Source organism: Cyanobium sp. ULC065 (genome assembly GCF_977927515.1).
In genome coordinates this window covers 1,609,326-1,624,718 of record NZ_OZ376393.1, presented here as the reverse complement: position 1 = coordinate 1,624,718, position 15,393 = coordinate 1,609,326, and the positions used below count along the sequence as shown (strand labels likewise).

General features: G+C 64.9%; 21 protein-coding genes. 13 read left to right on the top strand and 8 right to left on the bottom strand.

The genetic code is table 11. From position 1 onward, the window contains the following. Positions 1-37: 37 nt before the first annotated feature. Both ACXMDP_RS07985 and xth read right to left on the bottom strand, forming a co-directional pair. A complete protein-coding gene (locus tag ACXMDP_RS07985) occupies positions 38-502 on the bottom strand; it encodes a hypothetical protein (protein ID WP_259729545.1) in 465 nt (154 codons plus the stop codon). A 175-nt stretch (positions 503-677) separates the two neighbouring features. Continuing rightward, the gene (gene xth / locus ACXMDP_RS07980) at positions 678-1,523 is read right to left on the bottom strand and encodes an exodeoxyribonuclease III (protein ID WP_259729546.1); all 846 of its coding nucleotides are present in this window, start codon (positions 1,521-1,523) and stop codon (positions 678-680) included. Between the two features lie 65 nt (positions 1,524-1,588). Here xth and ACXMDP_RS07975 point away from each other — a divergent pair, with 65 nt between their 5' ends. Next, positions 1,589-1,885, top strand: a complete 297-nt coding sequence (locus tag ACXMDP_RS07975; protein WP_259729547.1) for a hypothetical protein — start codon at positions 1,589-1,591, stop codon at positions 1,883-1,885. Here ACXMDP_RS07975 and ACXMDP_RS07970 read toward each other — a convergent pair. Continuing rightward, on the bottom strand, positions 1,830-2,780 hold the full coding sequence (locus tag ACXMDP_RS07970; protein ID WP_259729548.1) for a tetratricopeptide repeat protein: 951 nt from the start codon (positions 2,778-2,780) through the stop codon (positions 1,830-1,832). The two genes, ACXMDP_RS07975 and ACXMDP_RS07970, sit on opposite strands and share 56 nt — an antisense overlap. A gap of 167 nt (positions 2,781-2,947) precedes the next feature. Here ACXMDP_RS07970 and ACXMDP_RS07965 point away from each other — a divergent pair, with 167 nt between their 5' ends. From ACXMDP_RS07965 to ACXMDP_RS07945, 5 genes are all read left to right on the top strand, one after another. Beyond that, positions 2,948-3,733, top strand: coding sequence for a hypothetical protein (locus ACXMDP_RS07965; RefSeq protein WP_259729549.1), 786 nt, complete (start codon positions 2,948-2,950; stop codon positions 3,731-3,733). A 4-nt stretch (positions 3,734-3,737) separates the two neighbouring features. Further along, complete coding sequence (locus tag ACXMDP_RS07960) at positions 3,738-4,436, top strand: hypothetical protein (RefSeq protein ID WP_259729550.1); 699 nt, start codon at positions 3,738-3,740, stop codon at positions 4,434-4,436. Positions 4,437-4,441: 5 nt separating this feature from the next. Then, positions 4,442-5,683: a nickel pincer cofactor biosynthesis protein LarC gene (gene larC, locus ACXMDP_RS07955; RefSeq protein WP_259729551.1), complete on the top strand. Its 1,242-nt coding sequence runs from the start codon at positions 4,442-4,444 to the stop codon at positions 5,681-5,683. Then, entirely contained in the window at positions 5,683-6,675 is a 993-nt protein-coding gene (locus tag ACXMDP_RS07950; RefSeq protein WP_259729552.1) for a flippase-like domain-containing protein, read from the top strand. Before larC ends, ACXMDP_RS07950 begins: the two co-directional genes overlap by 1 nt. Before the next feature lie 101 nt (positions 6,676-6,776). Further along, positions 6,777-7,259, top strand: coding sequence for a Fur family transcriptional regulator (locus ACXMDP_RS07945; RefSeq protein WP_233132806.1), 483 nt, complete (start codon positions 6,777-6,779; stop codon positions 7,257-7,259). Here ACXMDP_RS07945 and ACXMDP_RS07940 read toward each other — a convergent pair. Next, positions 7,210-7,422: a hypothetical protein gene (locus ACXMDP_RS07940; protein ID WP_255099544.1), complete on the bottom strand. Its 213-nt coding sequence runs from the start codon at positions 7,420-7,422 to the stop codon at positions 7,210-7,212. The genes ACXMDP_RS07945 and ACXMDP_RS07940 overlap by 50 nt on opposite strands. A 290-nt stretch (positions 7,423-7,712) precedes the next feature. Between ACXMDP_RS07940 and ACXMDP_RS07935 the strand changes: the two genes are divergently transcribed. Further along, positions 7,713-8,309 carry a Crp/Fnr family transcriptional regulator gene (locus ACXMDP_RS07935; protein WP_259729553.1) on the top strand — a complete coding sequence of 199 codons (597 nt, stop codon included), beginning with the start codon at positions 7,713-7,715 and terminating at the stop codon, positions 8,307-8,309. Positions 8,310-8,374: 65 nt separating this feature from the next. Beyond that, positions 8,375-8,650 carry a hypothetical protein gene (locus tag ACXMDP_RS07930; RefSeq protein WP_144036920.1) on the top strand — a complete coding sequence of 92 codons (276 nt, stop codon included), beginning with the start codon at positions 8,375-8,377 and terminating at the stop codon, positions 8,648-8,650. 160 nt (positions 8,651-8,810) lie between these two features. Here ACXMDP_RS07930 and ACXMDP_RS07925 read toward each other — a convergent pair whose 3' ends face one another. Further along, a complete protein-coding gene (locus ACXMDP_RS07925; RefSeq protein ID WP_259729554.1) occupies positions 8,811-9,386 on the bottom strand; it encodes a ferritin in 576 nt (191 codons plus the stop codon). Positions 9,387-9,651: 265 nt separating this feature from the next. Here ACXMDP_RS07925 and ACXMDP_RS07920 point away from each other — a divergent pair, with 265 nt between their 5' ends. Further along, positions 9,652-9,861, top strand: a complete 210-nt coding sequence (locus tag ACXMDP_RS07920; protein WP_259729555.1) for a hypothetical protein — start codon at positions 9,652-9,654, stop codon at positions 9,859-9,861. Between the two features lie 3 nt (positions 9,862-9,864). Continuing rightward, on the top strand, positions 9,865-11,025 hold the full coding sequence (locus tag ACXMDP_RS07915) for an ABC transporter ATP-binding protein (protein ID WP_259729556.1): 1,161 nt from the start codon (positions 9,865-9,867) through the stop codon (positions 11,023-11,025). 145 nt (positions 11,026-11,170) lie between these two features. Here ACXMDP_RS07915 and ACXMDP_RS07910 read toward each other — a convergent pair whose 3' ends face one another. Beyond that, positions 11,171-11,407, bottom strand: a complete 237-nt coding sequence (locus tag ACXMDP_RS07910) for a hypothetical protein (protein WP_259729557.1) — start codon at positions 11,405-11,407, stop codon at positions 11,171-11,173. Between the two features lie 437 nt (positions 11,408-11,844). Here ACXMDP_RS07910 and ACXMDP_RS07905 point away from each other — a divergent pair, with 437 nt between their 5' ends. Both ACXMDP_RS07905 and ACXMDP_RS07900 read left to right on the top strand, forming a co-directional pair. Then, the gene (locus tag ACXMDP_RS07905; protein ID WP_259729558.1) at positions 11,845-12,390 is read left to right on the top strand and encodes a ferritin; all 546 of its coding nucleotides are present in this window, start codon (positions 11,845-11,847) and stop codon (positions 12,388-12,390) included. A 260-nt stretch (positions 12,391-12,650) separates the two neighbouring features. Beyond that, positions 12,651-13,676: a chlorophyll a/b binding light-harvesting protein gene (locus ACXMDP_RS07900; RefSeq protein ID WP_259729559.1), complete on the top strand. Its 1,026-nt coding sequence runs from the start codon at positions 12,651-12,653 to the stop codon at positions 13,674-13,676. 178 nt (positions 13,677-13,854) lie between these two features. Here ACXMDP_RS07900 and ACXMDP_RS07895 read toward each other — a convergent pair whose 3' ends face one another. Beyond that, on the bottom strand, positions 13,855-14,163 hold the full coding sequence (locus ACXMDP_RS07895; protein ID WP_259729560.1) for a hypothetical protein: 309 nt from the start codon (positions 14,161-14,163) through the stop codon (positions 13,855-13,857). Positions 14,164-14,320: 157 nt separating this feature from the next. On the opposite strand from ACXMDP_RS07895, the gene fldA reads away from it, so the two are divergent. After that, the gene (gene fldA / locus ACXMDP_RS07890; protein WP_259729561.1) at positions 14,321-14,845 is read left to right on the top strand and encodes a flavodoxin FldA; all 525 of its coding nucleotides are present in this window, start codon (positions 14,321-14,323) and stop codon (positions 14,843-14,845) included. 34 nt (positions 14,846-14,879) lie between these two features. Here the strand turns inward: fldA and ACXMDP_RS07885 are convergent, their stop codons facing one another. Further along, the gene (locus ACXMDP_RS07885) at positions 14,880-15,152 is read right to left on the bottom strand and encodes a hypothetical protein (RefSeq protein ID WP_259729562.1); all 273 of its coding nucleotides are present in this window, start codon (positions 15,150-15,152) and stop codon (positions 14,880-14,882) included. Between the last annotated feature and the right edge of the window lie 241 nt (positions 15,153-15,393).

The following is a 15,393-nucleotide window of genomic DNA, read 5'->3' as shown; positions in this document are numbered from 1 at the left end:
AGGAGAGAGATCGGATCAGCCTGGGGCCCCGCCGTGATCAGTTGCAGCCCTGCACGGAGATGCGATAGCTGAAGCCCAGGGCGCCCGGGTCGTTGCTGGCTCCCACCTTGAAATTCATCTGGCTGGCCTGTTTGCCGGGAATGGCAGGGAACGGACCGAACATGCGGCCTCGGCCGATCGGCGGGTTCATCGATTCATTCACCACCTGAAGGTTGGAGCCATCGGTGAACTTCATGAACGCCTCCACCGGATAGGTGGCATTGGCGTCGGAAGAATTGGCGGTAAAGAAGAACTTGAAGCTGCTGTAGGGCTGATCAACGATGAAATCGGTGTTCCAGTTGGTGTTGCCGAAGATCTTGCCCGCACCCACCGACTTGGCCACGACCGGGCTGCCCGTGCCGCCGATCGGCTGCAGAAACCTGCACGTCTGCGCGGCGGAGGCGACGCCAGTGGAACCAATCAACAGCGGCGCTGCCAGCACAGGAAGCAGGCGGGAGAGCATCGGTGACATGCAGGTGGAGGTGATCGTAAGGCGCTGCTGAAACGTTGAGAACGCTTTACCTCCATGGCCTGAGAACACGCTCACAATTCCCCAACGGCCGTCGGCCCCATCCACGGCAGTGGCCCAGCAGAGCAAAGCGGCTGACGGGCTCAGGGCCTAGGTGATCCCCAGCGGCTCAGATCACAGCGTCGCCTCCTTCCCCGTCCTCGTCCGCGTCACCTTCCTGCTGCAGCTCCAGATTCACCACCACCGGCGCATGGTCGCTGGGCTGGTCGTGGCCCCGCTCCCCCTTGTCGATCACGCAGCCGGTGGAGCAGGCGAGCAGCTCCTCACTTAAATAGATGTGATCGATCCGCCAGCCCCGGTCGCGGTCCCAGGCACCGGTGCGGTAATCCCACCAGCTCCAGTGGCCGCTGTCGGGCTCGAACACGCGGAACACATCCACCAGCCGCTCCCCCAGCGCCGCCGTGAGCGCCTCGCGCTCCGCCGCGCTGGCCATGATGCCGCCACTGAGGCGCGCGGGATCGTGGATGTCGCGGTCGTCAAGGGCGATGTTGAAGTCGCCCACCATGCAGAGCGGATCGCCTTCCTGCTCCTGGGCCGCCAGATAACGGCGCAGGCAGCTGAGCCAGGCCAGCTTGTACGCATACTTCTCCGACGTCAGCGCCGAGCCGTTCGGCACGTACAGGTTGAGGATCCGCACGCCGTCCACCAGGGCGCTGATCACCCGCTTCTGTTCCCCCAGCGCCACGGCTTCGGGGTCGCCGGGCAGCAGGGCCTCAAAACCGCTGCACACCTGCTCGAGCGGCAACAGGCTGAGAATCGCCACCCCGTTGTAGGCCTTCTGGCCGCTGATCACCACTGCGTAGCCCAGGGCGGTGAAGGCTTCGGCGGGGAACTTGCCATCCTCCACCTTGGTTTCCTGCAGGCACAGCACATCGGGCCGCTCCCGCTGCAGCCAGGCGGTCACCTGCTCCAGTCGCATCCTGATGGAGTTCACATTCCAGGTGGCGATGCGCATGGGCGGAGGCGTCAGCCGAACACCCCTAGCATTCCCTTACGTTCCGTCACCTCCGGTCACCCGTCATGGTCCGTCCCGTGGCTCTCGCGGCCGTCGTCGCGCTCGCCGTGCCGCTGGCGATGCCCGAGGCTCGCGCCGACAACCCCTACGCTCCGCCTACCAAGCAGCAGAACGTGTTCGATGGCCCCGGCGAGCGGCCCAAGGGCGTGCTGGATGCCACCAACCCGCTGGAGCTGATGAATCAGCTGCGGCGCAGCAGTGCCATGGACAACGCCACCCCGCCGGGTGACGCCATCGACCGGGCGCTCAGAGAGATGGAGGCGCAGCCGACGCCGGGTTCGGCGGGAGTGAAGGGGCCGTAGGAGCCCCAGCGCCTGTGGCCCCATCCGGGCTGCTGATGGACGGCGTCGGCGGATCGCTGGTGGGGGCAGGGTTCTTGGTGGCTGTTCCCTTCACTGGCCGCTGCAGGGGTTTCAGGCCCCAGCTGGCGGCCACCTGATCCACCCGTGCATCCCATTGCTCAGGTTTCATCGCCCTGGCCTTGGCGATCAATTCCAGCGCCAGCTTGCTGTTTCCCTGCTGTTGCTTGAGCAGGGCGCGGGCCAGCACGGGCCGCACATCACCGGGGAAGCTGGCGGCAAGGCTGCGGTAGAGGCCATCGGCCTGCTCAAGCTGGCCGCGCTGCAGCATCAGGTCGGCGAGGATCAGGCCGATCGGCAGGGCCTGGGGCTGGAGCTGCGGCTTGGTGGCCGCCACATAGGCGCTGGTGAGGTGCGTCTGGGCCTGGGCGCCGCGCCCCTGTTCCAGCTGCAGCAGCGCCATCAGCTGCAGAGCCTCGATGCGGTCGGACTTGAGGTTGAGCAGCTGACGCACTTCCCGTTCGGCGCCGGCCCGATCGTTCTGGTCGCGGCGCAGCTCCGCCAGCAGCAACCGCAACGACCAGCGATCGGGCTGTTGATCCGCCATCGCCTCCAGCAGCTGGGTGGCCTCCGCCGGTTGCTCCAGCGCCAGCAACAACTGCAGCAGGCGCCGCTGCTCCACATCACTGGCCTGGCCATCGGCCTGCTGCTGCCGCAACCGCAGCATCTCCTGCTGCAACACCTGGCGGGAACGGTGTTCGGCACTGGTGCTGGGGCCTTGCCGGCCAAGCCACCAGCCGCCGATGAGCGAGGCCAGCACCAGCAGAGCCACGCCGAAGCCCGCCAGCACCCCGGAGCGCCTGGAGAGGGCTGAGCCGACGGACGAACGGGGCGACATGTGCAGGGGTGGCTGCGGCAAGTCTGACGCCTGAAGGCACAGCTAGATTCCGCTCCGGGCCGCGGAACGGCGGATCACCCCTGATCACGCCCCCAACACCCTAGATCCCGTCAGGAGTTCGCTCCCGCAGGATCCCCCGCCAGCCCCCTCTGCCAGCGCCCGCTCCAATGCGCCTCCATCCGATTTCCCCGGTCACCGAGCCGATGCAGTACCGGGCCATCGGCGTGGTGCAGGGTCAGTACGTGGCCACCGATCCGGAGCACGACACCCGCGGGCTGATCCGCACGGAAGACGGCACCGAGCTGGAAGCGGTGCTGCTGGGCCGGGTGCTGAGCCTGGTGCGACGTCGCCTCGATCCGGACAGGCCCCACCTGTGGGTGGTGTACCCCCGCTGCCGCGATACCGGCACCCTGCACCTGCAGATCGTGGGCGTGTGGGAACCGAGCACCCTGCTGGCCGCCGAAGCAGATGCTCCCGATGCAGATGCTGCTGCCGATCCCACGGTGGACCAGCTGCCGGAAGGCGATGGCTACTTTTCCGTGCGGGGTGAGCTGGTGTTCACCCGGCCGGAGAGCGGTGAGCTGGTGGTGAAGGTGCGCCAGCAGGCCCGGGGCGAGGAAACCCGCCCGCAGCCGTTCAAGCTGCAGCTGCGCGGCGAGATCCCGCTGGAGCATCTGCGTCACTTCGTGGCCCTGCACCTGCGCCGCGATGGCCAGGCGCTGCGGGTTGAGTCTTATGAGGTGATCGGTCCGGTGGCCCAACGGGGCAATCGCGGTGGCAAAGGCCGTGGCAACGGGCGGGATGGTGCCGGCCGTGGCGCCCCCCGCGGCGGTGACCGCCGCGCCGGTGCTCCGGTGGGATCGGGCGCCAGCGGGGCGCCGGCCAGCGGAGCAGCAGCGGGCAGCCCTGTCCGCGACCCTCAACGCACCGCCATCCGGCGCCCGGGGAGCTGAGGCCATGGCCACGCCGGGTCCCGCAAAGCCGGTGGGGGATGGCTCCACCGCCGCGCTCAACGCTGGCATCGCCGTGGCGGCGATCACGCTGCTGGCGGTGCTCGGCCCGGTTCTGGGTCTCTCTCCATGGATCATCGCCCTGGCCTCCGGCGGCGCCCTCACCGCGCTCAGCCTCGATGCGTTGCGTTTCGGGGGACGCGGCGGCCACCTGCTGGCTGAAGCACTGCCGGGTGGTGCGGGGCGGCTGCACCGGATCGCGGTGCACGAGGCCGGCCATGCCCTCGTCGCCGACCACGACCAGCTGCCGGTGCGGCGGGTGCTGGTGGGCAGCCTGGCCTGCCTACGCGAAGGACTGAGCGCCAACGGCAGCACCGAATTCGAGCTGCCGGCCCACGCCAAGTTGCCGGCCGAGGAGCTGCGCCGCTGGAGCCGGGTGCTGCAGGCGGGCATGGTGGCCGAACAGCTTCTCTACGGCAACTCGCGCGGCGGCTCCGACGACAAGGCCCTGCTCGGGCGTCTCTGGGGTCTCTCCGGCTTTGATGTGGCAACCGCCCAGCTGGAGCAACGCCGCGCCCGCCGCGAGGTGGAGCAGCTGCTGCGGGCACGGCAGAACGAGCTGGAAGGGCGCGCCGAGGCCATGGTGGCCGCCGCCCCGCGGCTGCTGCGCAGCACGGAGCCCCAGGCGGCACCCACCCCCGGCTGACCGCCATGGTGCTGGCCTATCTGGATTGTCCGACCGGGGTGGCGGGCGACATGCTGCTGGCCGCCCTCTTCGATCTGGGCCTGCCGCGCTCCGTGGTGGAAGTCCCCCTGGCGCAGCTCGGTCTGGCTGGCGCCTACCGCCTCACCGTCACCGAGGCCCGCAGCGGTGGCCAGCGCGGCGCCCGCGTCTCGGTGGAGGGCCTGGAGCCGCATCCGCCGCACCGCCACTGGCTGGAGCTGCGTGAGCAGATCAGCGCAGCGCCGCTGGAGCCGGCCCTGAAGCAGCGGGTGCTGGCGGTGTTCACCCGCCTGGCCGAAGCCGAGGGCCGGGTGCACGGCCATGCCCCTGAGCAGGTGCACTTCCATGAGGTGGGGGCCGTCGATGCCCTCGTCGACATGGTGGGCGTGTGCGCCGGGCTGCTGCACTTCCAGGTGGAGCCGCTGATCTGTGCGCCGCCGCCGGCCGGTCACGGTACGGTGCGCTCCGCCCATGGCCTGCTGCCGCTGCCGGCCCCGGCGGTGCTGGAACTCGCGCGCGCGCGGCAGGTGCCCCTTGCCGGCACAGCTGAGCTGCCGGCCGGGGAGCTCACCACCCCCACCGGCATGGCGCTGCTGAGTGAATGGGCCACGGCCTTCGGCGCCCAGCCCTCGATGGTGCCCAGCGCCGTGGGCATCGGCCTGGGTCACCGCGTGCTCGATCGCCCCAACCTGCTGCGGCTCTGGCTGGGGGAGGCCAGCGCGCCCCCGATGGCCGGGCACACGCTGCTGGAGACGGTGCTGCTCCAGCAGGCGCAGATCGATGACGCCAGCGCCGAAGATCTGGCCTTCCTGGCCGACGAACTGCGCCGGGCCGGTGCCCTGGAGGTGTTCAGCCAGCCGGCGTTGATGAAGAAGGGACGCAGCGGCGTGCTGCTCAGCGTGGTGGCACACCCCCAGGCGGCACCAGCGCTGCGGGCGATCTGGTGGCGGCATGGCACCAGCCTCGGGGTGCGGGAGCAACTGCAGCAGCGCTGGTGCCTGCCGCGCCACCAGGCCCAGCTGGCCACCCCCTGGGGGCCGGTGCGGGTGAAGGTGTCGCACCTGCCCGATGGCCAGCGCCAGCTCAAGGCCGAGCACGACGACCTGATCGCCTTGGCCAGGCGCGAGCAGCTCAGCCTGCGGCAGGTGCGCGCGGCGGTGCAGCAGGCGCTCGCCGACCCGGCCGCCCTGGCCGAGCACAATGCGGCGGCGATGCCGGACCAGGACTGATGCCCAACCTGCGCCACCTGGTGACCTCCCTGCCCGGCGGCGTGCGGCTCTGGGCGAGCCTGCTCAGCTTCGGCTTTCTGTTCGCCGCCCTGCTGGCCAATGCGCCGCAACTGCTGGCACTGCGACTGGATCCACAGGGCTGGCTGTGGCTGGTGGTCGGCACGGGGGTAAGCCTGCTGAGCCTGGTGGTCAACGGGCTGGCCTGGAGCGTGGGGCTGCAGTGGCTGGGGGCACGACCCCGCTGGGACACCTGCGTGCGGCTCTACCTGCGCAGCAACCTGCTCAAGTACCTGCCCGGCGGGTTCTGGCACCTGGCCTCACGCGTGCAGTCGCTGCGGACGGGGCCGGAAGCGCCAGCCGCGGATCGGCCCACGCCTCAGGCGCCCCATCCGCTTGCCAGCCGCGAGCCCATGGGCACGGCACTGGCTCTGGTGGCCGTGCTGCTCGATCCCCTGCTGGCGGCAAGTGCCGCCCTGGCAATGGTGCCGATCGGCGGCTGGCAAGACGGGCTGGCACTGGTGGCGCCGCTGCCGTTGATCGGCCTGATGCCGGGTTGGTCGAACCGTGTTCTGAACCGGCTGCAGCGGCAGCGGGCGCGCCAGCTCTCGCTCGATGACGCCACTGACAAACTGCTGCCGGTGTCTCTGCCCGGCTACCCGCTGCTGCCCCTGCTGGCCCAGGTCCCGTTCGTGCTGTTGCGCTTCGCCGGCTTTGCCTGCGCCGTGATCGCCTTCGATCAGCAGCTGTCACTCAGCTGGCCGGTCTGGCTGGCGGGCTTCGCCCTGGCCTGGACGGCCGGGCTGGTGGTGCCGGGTGCTCCCGGGGGCCTCGGGGTGTTCGAAGCGGTGCTGGTGCTCCGGCTCGGCGGCCAGGTGCCGGAGGCGCCGTTGCTGGCGGTGGCCCTCAGCTACCGCGTGGTTGTCACCGTGGCCGACCTGTTCGGGGCACTCACGGCCCGCCTGGACGAACAGCTGGCCAGTGAACGCGCCTGATCGGTGCACAGGCGGTCGAGAACGGAACAATCACGACAACGCCATGGTCTGTCCAGGATTCGCAACAGCATCTATTGTTGAGAAGCACAGCCGCCCACCTGGTGCCCACCCGTTCAGCCACTGGTAGGGGCCAGGTTCCCGCGATTCCTGAAGGACTGCGCAACAGCCTCCACGGCCGCGGGCAGCGGCTGACGCCCCAGCGCCAGCGGGTGCTCGATCTGTTCCGCCGCATCGGTGAAGGCAGCCACCTGAGTGCCGAAGAAGTGCACCAACGGCTGCTGGGGGAGCAGACGCGCGTGTCACTGGCCACTGTGTACCGCACGTTGCGCCTGCTCAGTGCCCTTGAGCTGCTGCGGGAACTGGAGCTGCCGGAAGGCGGGCGGCGCTTTGAGCTGGCCAGCGACAGCCACCGCGATCACCATCACCTCGTGTGCGTGAGCTGCGGCCGCACCGAGGAGTTCGACAGCGCGCAGGTGATGGCAGCAGGAGAAACGGCAGCCCAGACCCACGGCTTCCGCCTGCTGGAGTGTGTGCTCACCGTGCGGGCGCTGTGTCCCCGCTGTGCCGCTGCGGCCCCACGCTGAGCGGCGCCACTGCAGCCGCCCCCCTCTGGCCCTGGTCCACAGCCGTGACCAGGGCGGCTCCAGGGAAGCCCAGCTCCGGAGCCGTGAGGCCGAGCTGTTGATGGGCCCAGTTGGTGGCCAGCGCGGCCAGCAGGGAAGCACGATCACCGCGGATGCGAAGCATGGGGAACGAAGTGGGAATGGGATCAGGTTGCGTCGACGCCGCACAAAGGCCAGCACCGTCACCACATGCGAGGCGCCCAAATAGCACCAGACGTCGTTACCAAAGCCCAGGCCACCAGAGCCCCAGTCCTTACCTGCAAGTACCAGGTAGCCGATCGTCCACAGGCGATCCGCCGCCAGGAACCCCCCGTCGGCGTCCAGGGCTTGCAACTACCAGTTGCTATTGAGAACCACTTGCAAAAAGGCGGGGCAGCTGTTTAGAGTGCGATTCATTCTCAATAAGCCCCATCCGTGAGTTTCCGCTTTCTGCCCGATCAGCCCGCGTCTGCTGTACGCATGCCCACCGGCCAGACGGTGCTCCTCGATCCCCTGCACCGTCCCAGTGGCAGTTGCATCGAGGTGCTGGAAGGTATCGCCCGGGTGTACTGCCCCTGCGAGGAAACCGAGGGAATGACCCTCGCCTTTCTCCAACCCGGCGATCAACTGCGCACCGACCGCCTCTGCAGTGAAGGGGTCTGCGTGGAGGCGCTCACGCCCCTGTGTTTCCGCAGTGACGGCGAAGCGGGCACGGGTGATGGCTTTGACCCCGTCAATGAATGGACGCTGCAACTGCTGCGCATCCGGCACCTCGGCAGTGCCGAGCAACGGCTCCATGCCCTGTTCGGTCTGCTGGTGCGCCGCCTGGGGCGCCGCTGCGGTCCCTGGTGCGACCTTCCCTTCCGCCTCACCCACGAACGCATCGGTGAACTGATCGGCACCACCCGCGTCACCACCACCCGGCTGATCTCGCGGATCCGGCAGGCGGAACTGATGGAAGCGCCCAGCGGCCAGACGGGCATGCGCGTGGCCCCTTCCCTGGTCGAGTCCGCCCCGCTGGCGGCGGCTTGAGCGGAGCGCAGATCGTGGTGTGCTCTTCCCCACTCCTGCCCCCCTGCAGAGAGGCCCCATCGCCCTTGTCCCCGTTGAACGACGGCCCCGCCGACAGCCTGCTGGGCAGCCTGTGCCGTGAAATGGGCAAGCTGCTCAGCCGGCGGCGCCAGATCGCCACACAGTTGACGCGCTGCCGTGATGCCGGCCTGATCCGCAGACTGCAGGGTGAATTGCAGCGCATGGCGGTGCGGCAGGCCGAAGTGCACGCTGTCGGTCTGGCACTACGCCGTGCCCCAGGACTGGATCCCTTCAGTGTGGCCTTTCTGGTGGAACTCAGCCGCCGCCACAGCCTGGCCTGATGAACCGTGGACTAAGCCGTTCAAAGAACAAGCGGGCCTGAAGCGAACAACCAGAGCCATGGCCTGGACATAGCGGATAGGCCTCAGGCTGAACAAGCGGTGGAAGGGATGGTCAAGACCAAACAGACACCGCCTATCTCCAGGCAACTTCAGGCCGGAATCATGCCGCCAGCTTGGACGGTGTTGCTTTGCCACCGTCGAGCTCGGCATCAAGGATCAGCAGCGCCGCAGATTCGCCACCAGCCAGGCGCCAACGACCGAGCCTGTGGGCCGCCTCATCTTCAGAGGCCGTCTGCTGATCAATCAAGGGATCCAGAAACACAGTGGTGCGCACATCGCCGGATTGCTCTGCCAATGCATACAACTGATGCAAAGAGGTGGTGACATCCACTTCCATCTGAAAAACAGACAGAAGCACGTCCTCGATGTCGTTCCACACCTGCTTGGGCGCATTGATACCGCCCAGAACCACAGGCTGGCCACGGGCGATCAGGTAATCGGCGAACAGGCCGGCGTGATTGCGTTCCTGATCCGATTCCGCCTTGAACGTGCGGGAGAAGCCACGCAGATCGCGCTCGGCGAACCAGACGGCCAGGGCCCAATAGGCGGAGCTGGCGTTCAATTCCATCGCCAGATGCTGCTGAAGCGCCTCAAGCAGCACCTCCTGCATGGGCTGGGCCACCGGCCGCCCGCCGCTCAGGAGGGTGCCAGTGGCGTGCTGAGTGCCAAGAACCATGGGTGCAATCCGCTTGATGCCGACTCAGCTTAGAGAGGCGGAAGGGCGAACAGTTCAGCGGCTCGATCCAGCACAGCGGCATGTTCGATTTGTCACACCCTGAGGTGATCACAATAGGAAAATCGCCAGCTCAATCACCTAGAGTTAATGGAGTCTGCTTTAAAGCCATGGCCGGAGCGGCCTCTCACTCTGAACAACTCACTGCCACCCAACCCACGGCCACACGGCAACGTCGCGATCGCATCCGAATCGCCAAGAAAAAAGGGTGCAAGCGTTCAAAGTGTTCGAACTGGAAAGGCGGCTGCTGCCGCTGCGGCCGTTGATCACGCAGCAGCATCAATTGCAATCCGATTTGCGGTTCGTCGTCGCCACTCTGGGCCACCCGCTGCCGGCACCTTGGAGGCCTCGTTTCCGGTGCCGCCAGCATCTGATGGGGATCACCCTTGAGGCTGTCGTCAGCACAGGGGAGGCCTGATTCATGCTGCAGTCGCATCAATCTGACCACCCATCTCCCGATCCCGCTGTTCTCCACGCGCCCAATCCTGCTTCTCTCCACGCGATCGAACTGCAAGGTCTGTGGCACCGGTTTCCCGGTGGCTGCGGCGGTTCGGAATGGACCCTGCAAGGCATTGATCTGCGTCTTGAGCGGGGCGAACTGGTGGGCTTGCTGGGCCCATCCGGCTGTGGCAAAACCACCTTGCTGCGCCTGATCGCCGGCTTCGAGTGGCCGCAGCGGGGCGTGATCCGCCTGGCGGGCCGCGAGGTGTCTGGTCCGAACTGCTGCCTTGCTCCCGAACGCCGCGGCGTGGGCATGGTCTTTCAGGATTACGCCCTGTTCCCCCACCTCACGGCCTGGGGCAATGTCTGTTTCGGTCTCAGACAACGGCAGAACAAGGGCCGTGCCGCCTGGCTGCTCAACCTGCTGGGTCTAAGCGAACTGGCGGAGCGCTACCCGCACGAGCTCTCCGGTGGCCAGCGCCAGCGGCTCGCCCTGGCGCGCGCTCTGGCGCCGGAACCGGCGGTGGTGCTTCTCGATGAGCCCTTTTCCAACCTTGATGTGGAGGTGCGGCTGCGGCTGCGCAGCGAATTGCCCACCGTGCTGGCGCAGTGCGGCACGAGCGGACTGATCGTCACCCACGACCCCGAAGAGGCACTTGCGATCTGTGATCGGGTGGCGGTGCTCCATGACGGTCGTCTGCACCAATGCGCCAGCCCTCAGCATCTGGTCCACCAACCCGCCACCTCCTTCGTGGGGCGTTTCGTGCTGCAAGGCAATGTGCTGCCGGCCTGGTGGCAGGGCTCGGATCTGCACACACTGCTGGGGCCGGTGCAGCCACTCAGAGGTCCCTCCCTCCCGCGCCTGAGTGTTCAGGAAGCATCCGTGGAGGTGCTGGTGAGCCCCGACGACATTGAGCTGGAGGCGGACGATTCCGGCGCCGGCAAAGTGATGGGCCGCGAGTTTCTGGGCCGCAGCTGGCTGTATCAGGTGGAGCAGGGGGATGTGCGCCTGCGTGTACGCCGGCCCATGGACATGCCGCTGCAGATCGGCCAGCACTGCGCCTTGCGTCTGCGTCCTTCTGCCGTGGTGAAAACCTTTCCAGCCACGTCCAGCCCGCAACCCACGCTGGTTCCGAGCTGAGAAAAAACTCCCTCAGCCCACCTGGTGAGGGCGTCCGTCTCCGTCATCAGTGTGGGTGCATTCAGCCAGAGGTGCTGTCATCTTCAGCGCCTCATCCTGTGGCCAATGGCACCTCCAGCAAACAGGAATGCCACTCAGCGCCGGATCAGCCCTCAGGGTCATACTCAATGCGCATCCACAACGTGCGATGGCTGTCGGGTTGCCTCAGCAATTCGAGATGCTCACACTTAAGGCAGCGTGCAGCAGCACTGTTGCCTTGCCTCTCCAGCTGGGCCGTACGCTCCAGGCACCATTGCTGAATGGCACAGAGCTCATCGGTGCGCTTCCTGGTGCGCTGCTCCACGGGCAGGCTGGGAAGTTCACCGGGAAAATCATTGGGCATGGGTGGATCCGTTTGGTGGTCAGGGAGAACTCAGTGGAGTCGGGTAGGGATTACAACCAGCAGATCATGGGTTTCAGAACGTCTCCGGGTCGGTCATGAATCAAAGGGCCTGGTTGTGTCACACATGGACGGAAAGGCTTGGTGATCGTGATGCAAATCGTGGACTGAAAGTCGGAACCACAGCTCATGGCGCAAGTCGCAACCACAGCTGATGGCATCAGGAGGTTCAGGGATTGCAGATTGTTGTCGGCAGATTCTCTCTGAAGCAGCAGCCGATCAACGCGATGAAAGTCACGAGCGGTGGTGATCGATGGTTCGAAGGGCAGTCGTGTGCAATCGCTCATACCCTCTCCGGGCAGACACGACAACCTGTGAACTCTGGCTCACGGGGAGCACTCAGGTTGCTAGATCAAGAGAGACATCACTGAACGAACCACATGAAAGAGTTGACGCAAGCGATCAACACCCACCTGGAGGCTGAGTTTCACGCCAGCCATAGCTACCTGTCGATGTCGATCTGGCTGCGGGAGAAGGATCTTGCCGGCTTCTCCGAATACATGCTCAACAAAAGCAATGAGGAGCGAGGTCATGCCTCCCGCATGATCGATTATCTGCTCGACTGTGACGAACAGGTGATTCTGCCCACCATTCAGTCGCCGCAACGCTCCTGGGACTCCACCCAGGCGTTGTTCGATCAGGTGCTGGTGATGGAGAAAGCCGTCACAGCCTCCATCAACCGCCTGTACACCTTGGCGGAAGCGGATGGGGAGCGAAGCGCTTCCGCCATGTTGGATTGGTTTGTCGAAGAACAGATCCAGGAAGAGGCGGAAGCCCGCTTTGTGCTGCAGCGTCTGCGCTTGGCAGGGGACAACTCCGCCGCCTTGTTGCTCCTGGATCAGCAGTTCCTTGATGGCACCGCTCTCGCCAGCGTGAAGCGTGCGGCCAGCCGCTATCGGGGTGGCGGTGGTGGTGGCGCCGCCTGAGGGTCGCCAATGCCCTGGGAAGGGGCTTCTGGGGCGTTGTGACGAGTGGCCTGTTCCTGAAGGAAGCCGTTCTGGTGAGGTTTCAGCCACTGCCCCGCCAACTCCAACCAAGCGCATGGCCTCGGTCATTGTCTGCAAAGGCACGACACGAACGCTTCATTGATACACAGTTCCGTACGCAATCAGCTGCCAGATAGTCATTTCATACGCACCAATCGCTGGAGCTTCAACTTACATTGACGCTGCCTCGCGCAAGCTTGATGCAATCGTACGGAAACCCAAAGGTCAATTATGACTGGTGGGCAGGCAATTCACTGGTGACCAATGAAGCCGGCACATTCATTTCAGCGCATGCTGCTCATGCCGGCTTGATCATGTTCTGGGCGGGCTCGTTCACCATCTACGAGCTCAGCCGTTACAACCCTGCCCAGCCGATGGGTGAGCAGGGCCTGATTCTTCTGCCAAACCTGGCGCGCCTTGGTCTTGGCGTTGGGGAAGGTGGTGTGATCGCCCATGCGGAGCCGATCATCGCCATCGCCGCCTTCCACCTGGTGAGCGCCGCCGTACTGGCCGCCGGAGGGATGTGGCACCTCTTCCGTGCCCCCACCGACCTTGGCACCACGCAGGGCGGCGCCAAGCGCTTCAACTTCGACTGGGAAGACCCTGCCAAGCTGGGGGTGATCCTGGGCCATCACCTGATCTTCCTGGGCCTGGGAGCCATTGCGTTTGTTGAACTGGCCAAACGGGTGGGCATCTACGACCCTGCCCTTCAAGCGGTTCGAACCGTGCAACCGCGCGTGGATCTGGCCACAATCTGGGGCTATCAGACCAGCTTCCTCTCGATCTCCAGCCTGGAAGATGTGATCGGTGGCCATGTGGTGATCGCCTTCATGCTCACCCTGGGCGGGGTATGGCACATCCTGGTGCCACCGTTGCCCTTCGCACGCAAGCTGGTTCTTCAATCGGCCGAATCGATTCTGTCGTACTCCATTGGATCGGTGGCCTTGATGGGATTTGTGGCCAGCCTCTGGTGTGCCTCGAACACCACCGTGTATCCAGTGGAATTCTTTGGGCCTGCGCTCACGCTGAAATTCTCCTTCTCTCCCTACTTCGCCGACAGCGTGGATCTGCCGTTGGGGGTTCACACCGCTCGTGCCTGGCTGGCGAATGCCCACTTCTTTCTGGCCTTCTTCTTCCTGCAGGGCCATCTCTGGCACGCTCTGCGGGCTCTCGGCTTTGATTTCCGCCGGGTAGGCAAGGCGCTTGAAATGATGGAGACTGCCTGAAACTCCAACGTTGAGTGAACCCCGCTGTTGAACCTCCACTGGTGAAACACTGTGGAAACTCTTCCGCGTTTACCGCAACCAGGGGAAGCCCAGCTGTCAGAACCACGACTGTGAGATTCACAACTTGCCCTGGCCTTCCGGCCAGGGCTTTTTGCTGCGGGCGGCTGCACGCTGAAAGTCAGAGTAGCGACACAGGACTGAGAGAATCAATCAGCTCCCGTTCAAGCCCAGCCTTGATCACCTCAACCGCCTGCAACTCCTGATAAAGCTGAGCCAATGTCTGTTCCTGCACCTGGATGCCCTGCACCAGGGCAAGCTGCTCCTGGGTGAGACCCGGATAATCCAGGCTGAGCTTCTGGATGGGCTGATGCTGGCGGATCTTGCCCAGCAAAGCCGGCCCATGGAGAGCTGGCGTGTTGCTGTGGTGGGGTGTAAAGGCACAGGAGGGCCAGGAGGAGATGGCTGTGAAACTGAGCGTGTTGGGCATGGAATACAAGGCAACAGGATCAACGTAACGTTGATGACTTGATCGCCTGAATCCATTGATGCTGAGCTTATGTCGGCAATGTCACCTGTCGATGTCGTTCCACACAGCTCCACAAGGACTACTGGTGATTAGAACATCAACGTTCTGATTCAGCACAATGCCCGTTCGCATCTTGTTTGCCACCACCACCGGAAAAACGGAGGACGTTGCCACCCGCCTCGCTGAGCTGATCGGACCCTCTGCCAGCGTGCAGGATGTGGGTGATCTCGACGCCACCGAGGAGTTGGAAGCTTCGGGCGACCTGATCTGTTGCGTGCCCACCTGGAACACTGGAGCAGATTCGATGCGCTCCGGAACCGCCTGGGACAGCCACGTGGAAGGCATCCCTGATCTGCAAATGACCGGTCGAACGGTGGCGATTGTGGGACTGGGAGACTCTTCCTCCTACTCCGATTACTTCTGCGATGCCATGGAAGAGCTCTACACGGCATTCATCCAGTCTGGGGCCAGAATGGTTGGCAAGGTATCACCCGCTAGCTACGACTTTTCAGAATCTAAGAGTGTGGTGAATGGGCTGTTCTGCGGCCTGCCTCTCGATGAAGACAGTGTACCCGATGTCACTGATGAACGACTTGCGCAGTGGGTGAAGCAGCTGCAATCAGAAGCTCCCGGGATGTTCTGACACTCTGGAGACAATCCTCTGGGTAGTGATTGCGTCAGCCTTCGTCATTACGTGGTCTCCAACAGGAGGGAAGCCAGAGGATGTTCCAGGCATTGGTTTCCACCAGCATCTCAAGATGCTCACTGGTCAGGCAGCGGGCATCTTCCAGATCGGATCGCAACGACAGCAGTGAAAGGCGTTCCATGCACCAATCCCTGAGGCTGGTGAGCTGCAGGACGCGATTGAGGATCTCGTTATCTTCGCTTGAGTGCATCTGTGACTCGTCCATCACGATCACGCCATGGCAGTGCGATGAGATCATCTTCATGGGGTGTGCTGTGCCTTGCCTTGGAAATGCGACGCACGGGCGTAGCAAATTAAACAACTACGTCCTGGCTCATCATTCTCCATGTCCTCCCGAGAAGGTTGATCTTGACGAAGGGGATCATGACTCGTCGATCTTGAGCAGACTGATCCGGACTTGACTGATCCGGACTTGACTGATCCGGGCTTAGTTGATCCAGGTTTGGCTGATCATGCTCAGGCTGATCCTGGGTCAGCACACAGCC

Excerpts from the sequence above, each read along its gene's own strand:
- ACXMDP_RS07985 (WP_259729545.1), bottom strand. The coding sequence starts at position 502 with ATGCTCTCCCGCCTGCTTCCTGTGCTGGCAGCGCCGCTGTTGATTGGT.
- xth (WP_259729546.1), bottom strand. The coding sequence starts at position 1,523 with ATGCGCATCGCCACCTGGAATGTGAACTCCATCAGGATGCGACTGGAG.
- ACXMDP_RS07975 (WP_259729547.1), top strand. The coding sequence starts at position 1,589 with ATGGTCCGTCCCGTGGCTCTCGCGGCCGTCGTCGCGCTCGCCGTGCCG.
- ACXMDP_RS07970 (WP_259729548.1), bottom strand. The coding sequence starts at position 2,780 with ATGTCGCCCCGTTCGTCCGTCGGCTCAGCCCTCTCCAGGCGCTCCGGG.
- ACXMDP_RS07965 (WP_259729549.1), top strand. The coding sequence starts at position 2,948 with ATGCGCCTCCATCCGATTTCCCCGGTCACCGAGCCGATGCAGTACCGG.
- ACXMDP_RS07960 (WP_259729550.1), top strand. The coding sequence starts at position 3,738 with ATGGCCACGCCGGGTCCCGCAAAGCCGGTGGGGGATGGCTCCACCGCC.
- larC (WP_259729551.1), top strand. The coding sequence starts at position 4,442 with ATGGTGCTGGCCTATCTGGATTGTCCGACCGGGGTGGCGGGCGACATG.
- ACXMDP_RS07950 (WP_259729552.1), top strand. The coding sequence starts at position 5,683 with ATGCCCAACCTGCGCCACCTGGTGACCTCCCTGCCCGGCGGCGTGCGG.
- ACXMDP_RS07940 (WP_255099544.1), bottom strand. The coding sequence starts at position 7,422 with ATGCTTCGCATCCGCGGTGATCGTGCTTCCCTGCTGGCCGCGCTGGCC.
- ACXMDP_RS07925 (WP_259729554.1), bottom strand. The coding sequence starts at position 9,386 with ATGGTTCTTGGCACTCAGCACGCCACTGGCACCCTCCTGAGCGGCGGG.
- ACXMDP_RS07915 (WP_259729556.1), top strand. The coding sequence starts at position 9,865 with ATGCTGCAGTCGCATCAATCTGACCACCCATCTCCCGATCCCGCTGTT.
- ACXMDP_RS07910 (WP_259729557.1), bottom strand. The coding sequence starts at position 11,407 with ATGCCCAATGATTTTCCCGGTGAACTTCCCAGCCTGCCCGTGGAGCAG.
- ACXMDP_RS07905 (WP_259729558.1), top strand. The coding sequence starts at position 11,845 with ATGAAAGAGTTGACGCAAGCGATCAACACCCACCTGGAGGCTGAGTTT.
- ACXMDP_RS07900 (WP_259729559.1), top strand. The coding sequence starts at position 12,651 with ATGCAATCGTACGGAAACCCAAAGGTCAATTATGACTGGTGGGCAGGC.
- ACXMDP_RS07895 (WP_259729560.1), bottom strand. The coding sequence starts at position 14,163 with ATGCCCAACACGCTCAGTTTCACAGCCATCTCCTCCTGGCCCTCCTGT.
- fldA (WP_259729561.1), top strand. The coding sequence starts at position 14,321 with ATGCCCGTTCGCATCTTGTTTGCCACCACCACCGGAAAAACGGAGGAC.
- ACXMDP_RS07885 (WP_259729562.1), bottom strand. The coding sequence starts at position 15,152 with ATGAAGATGATCTCATCGCACTGCCATGGCGTGATCGTGATGGACGAG.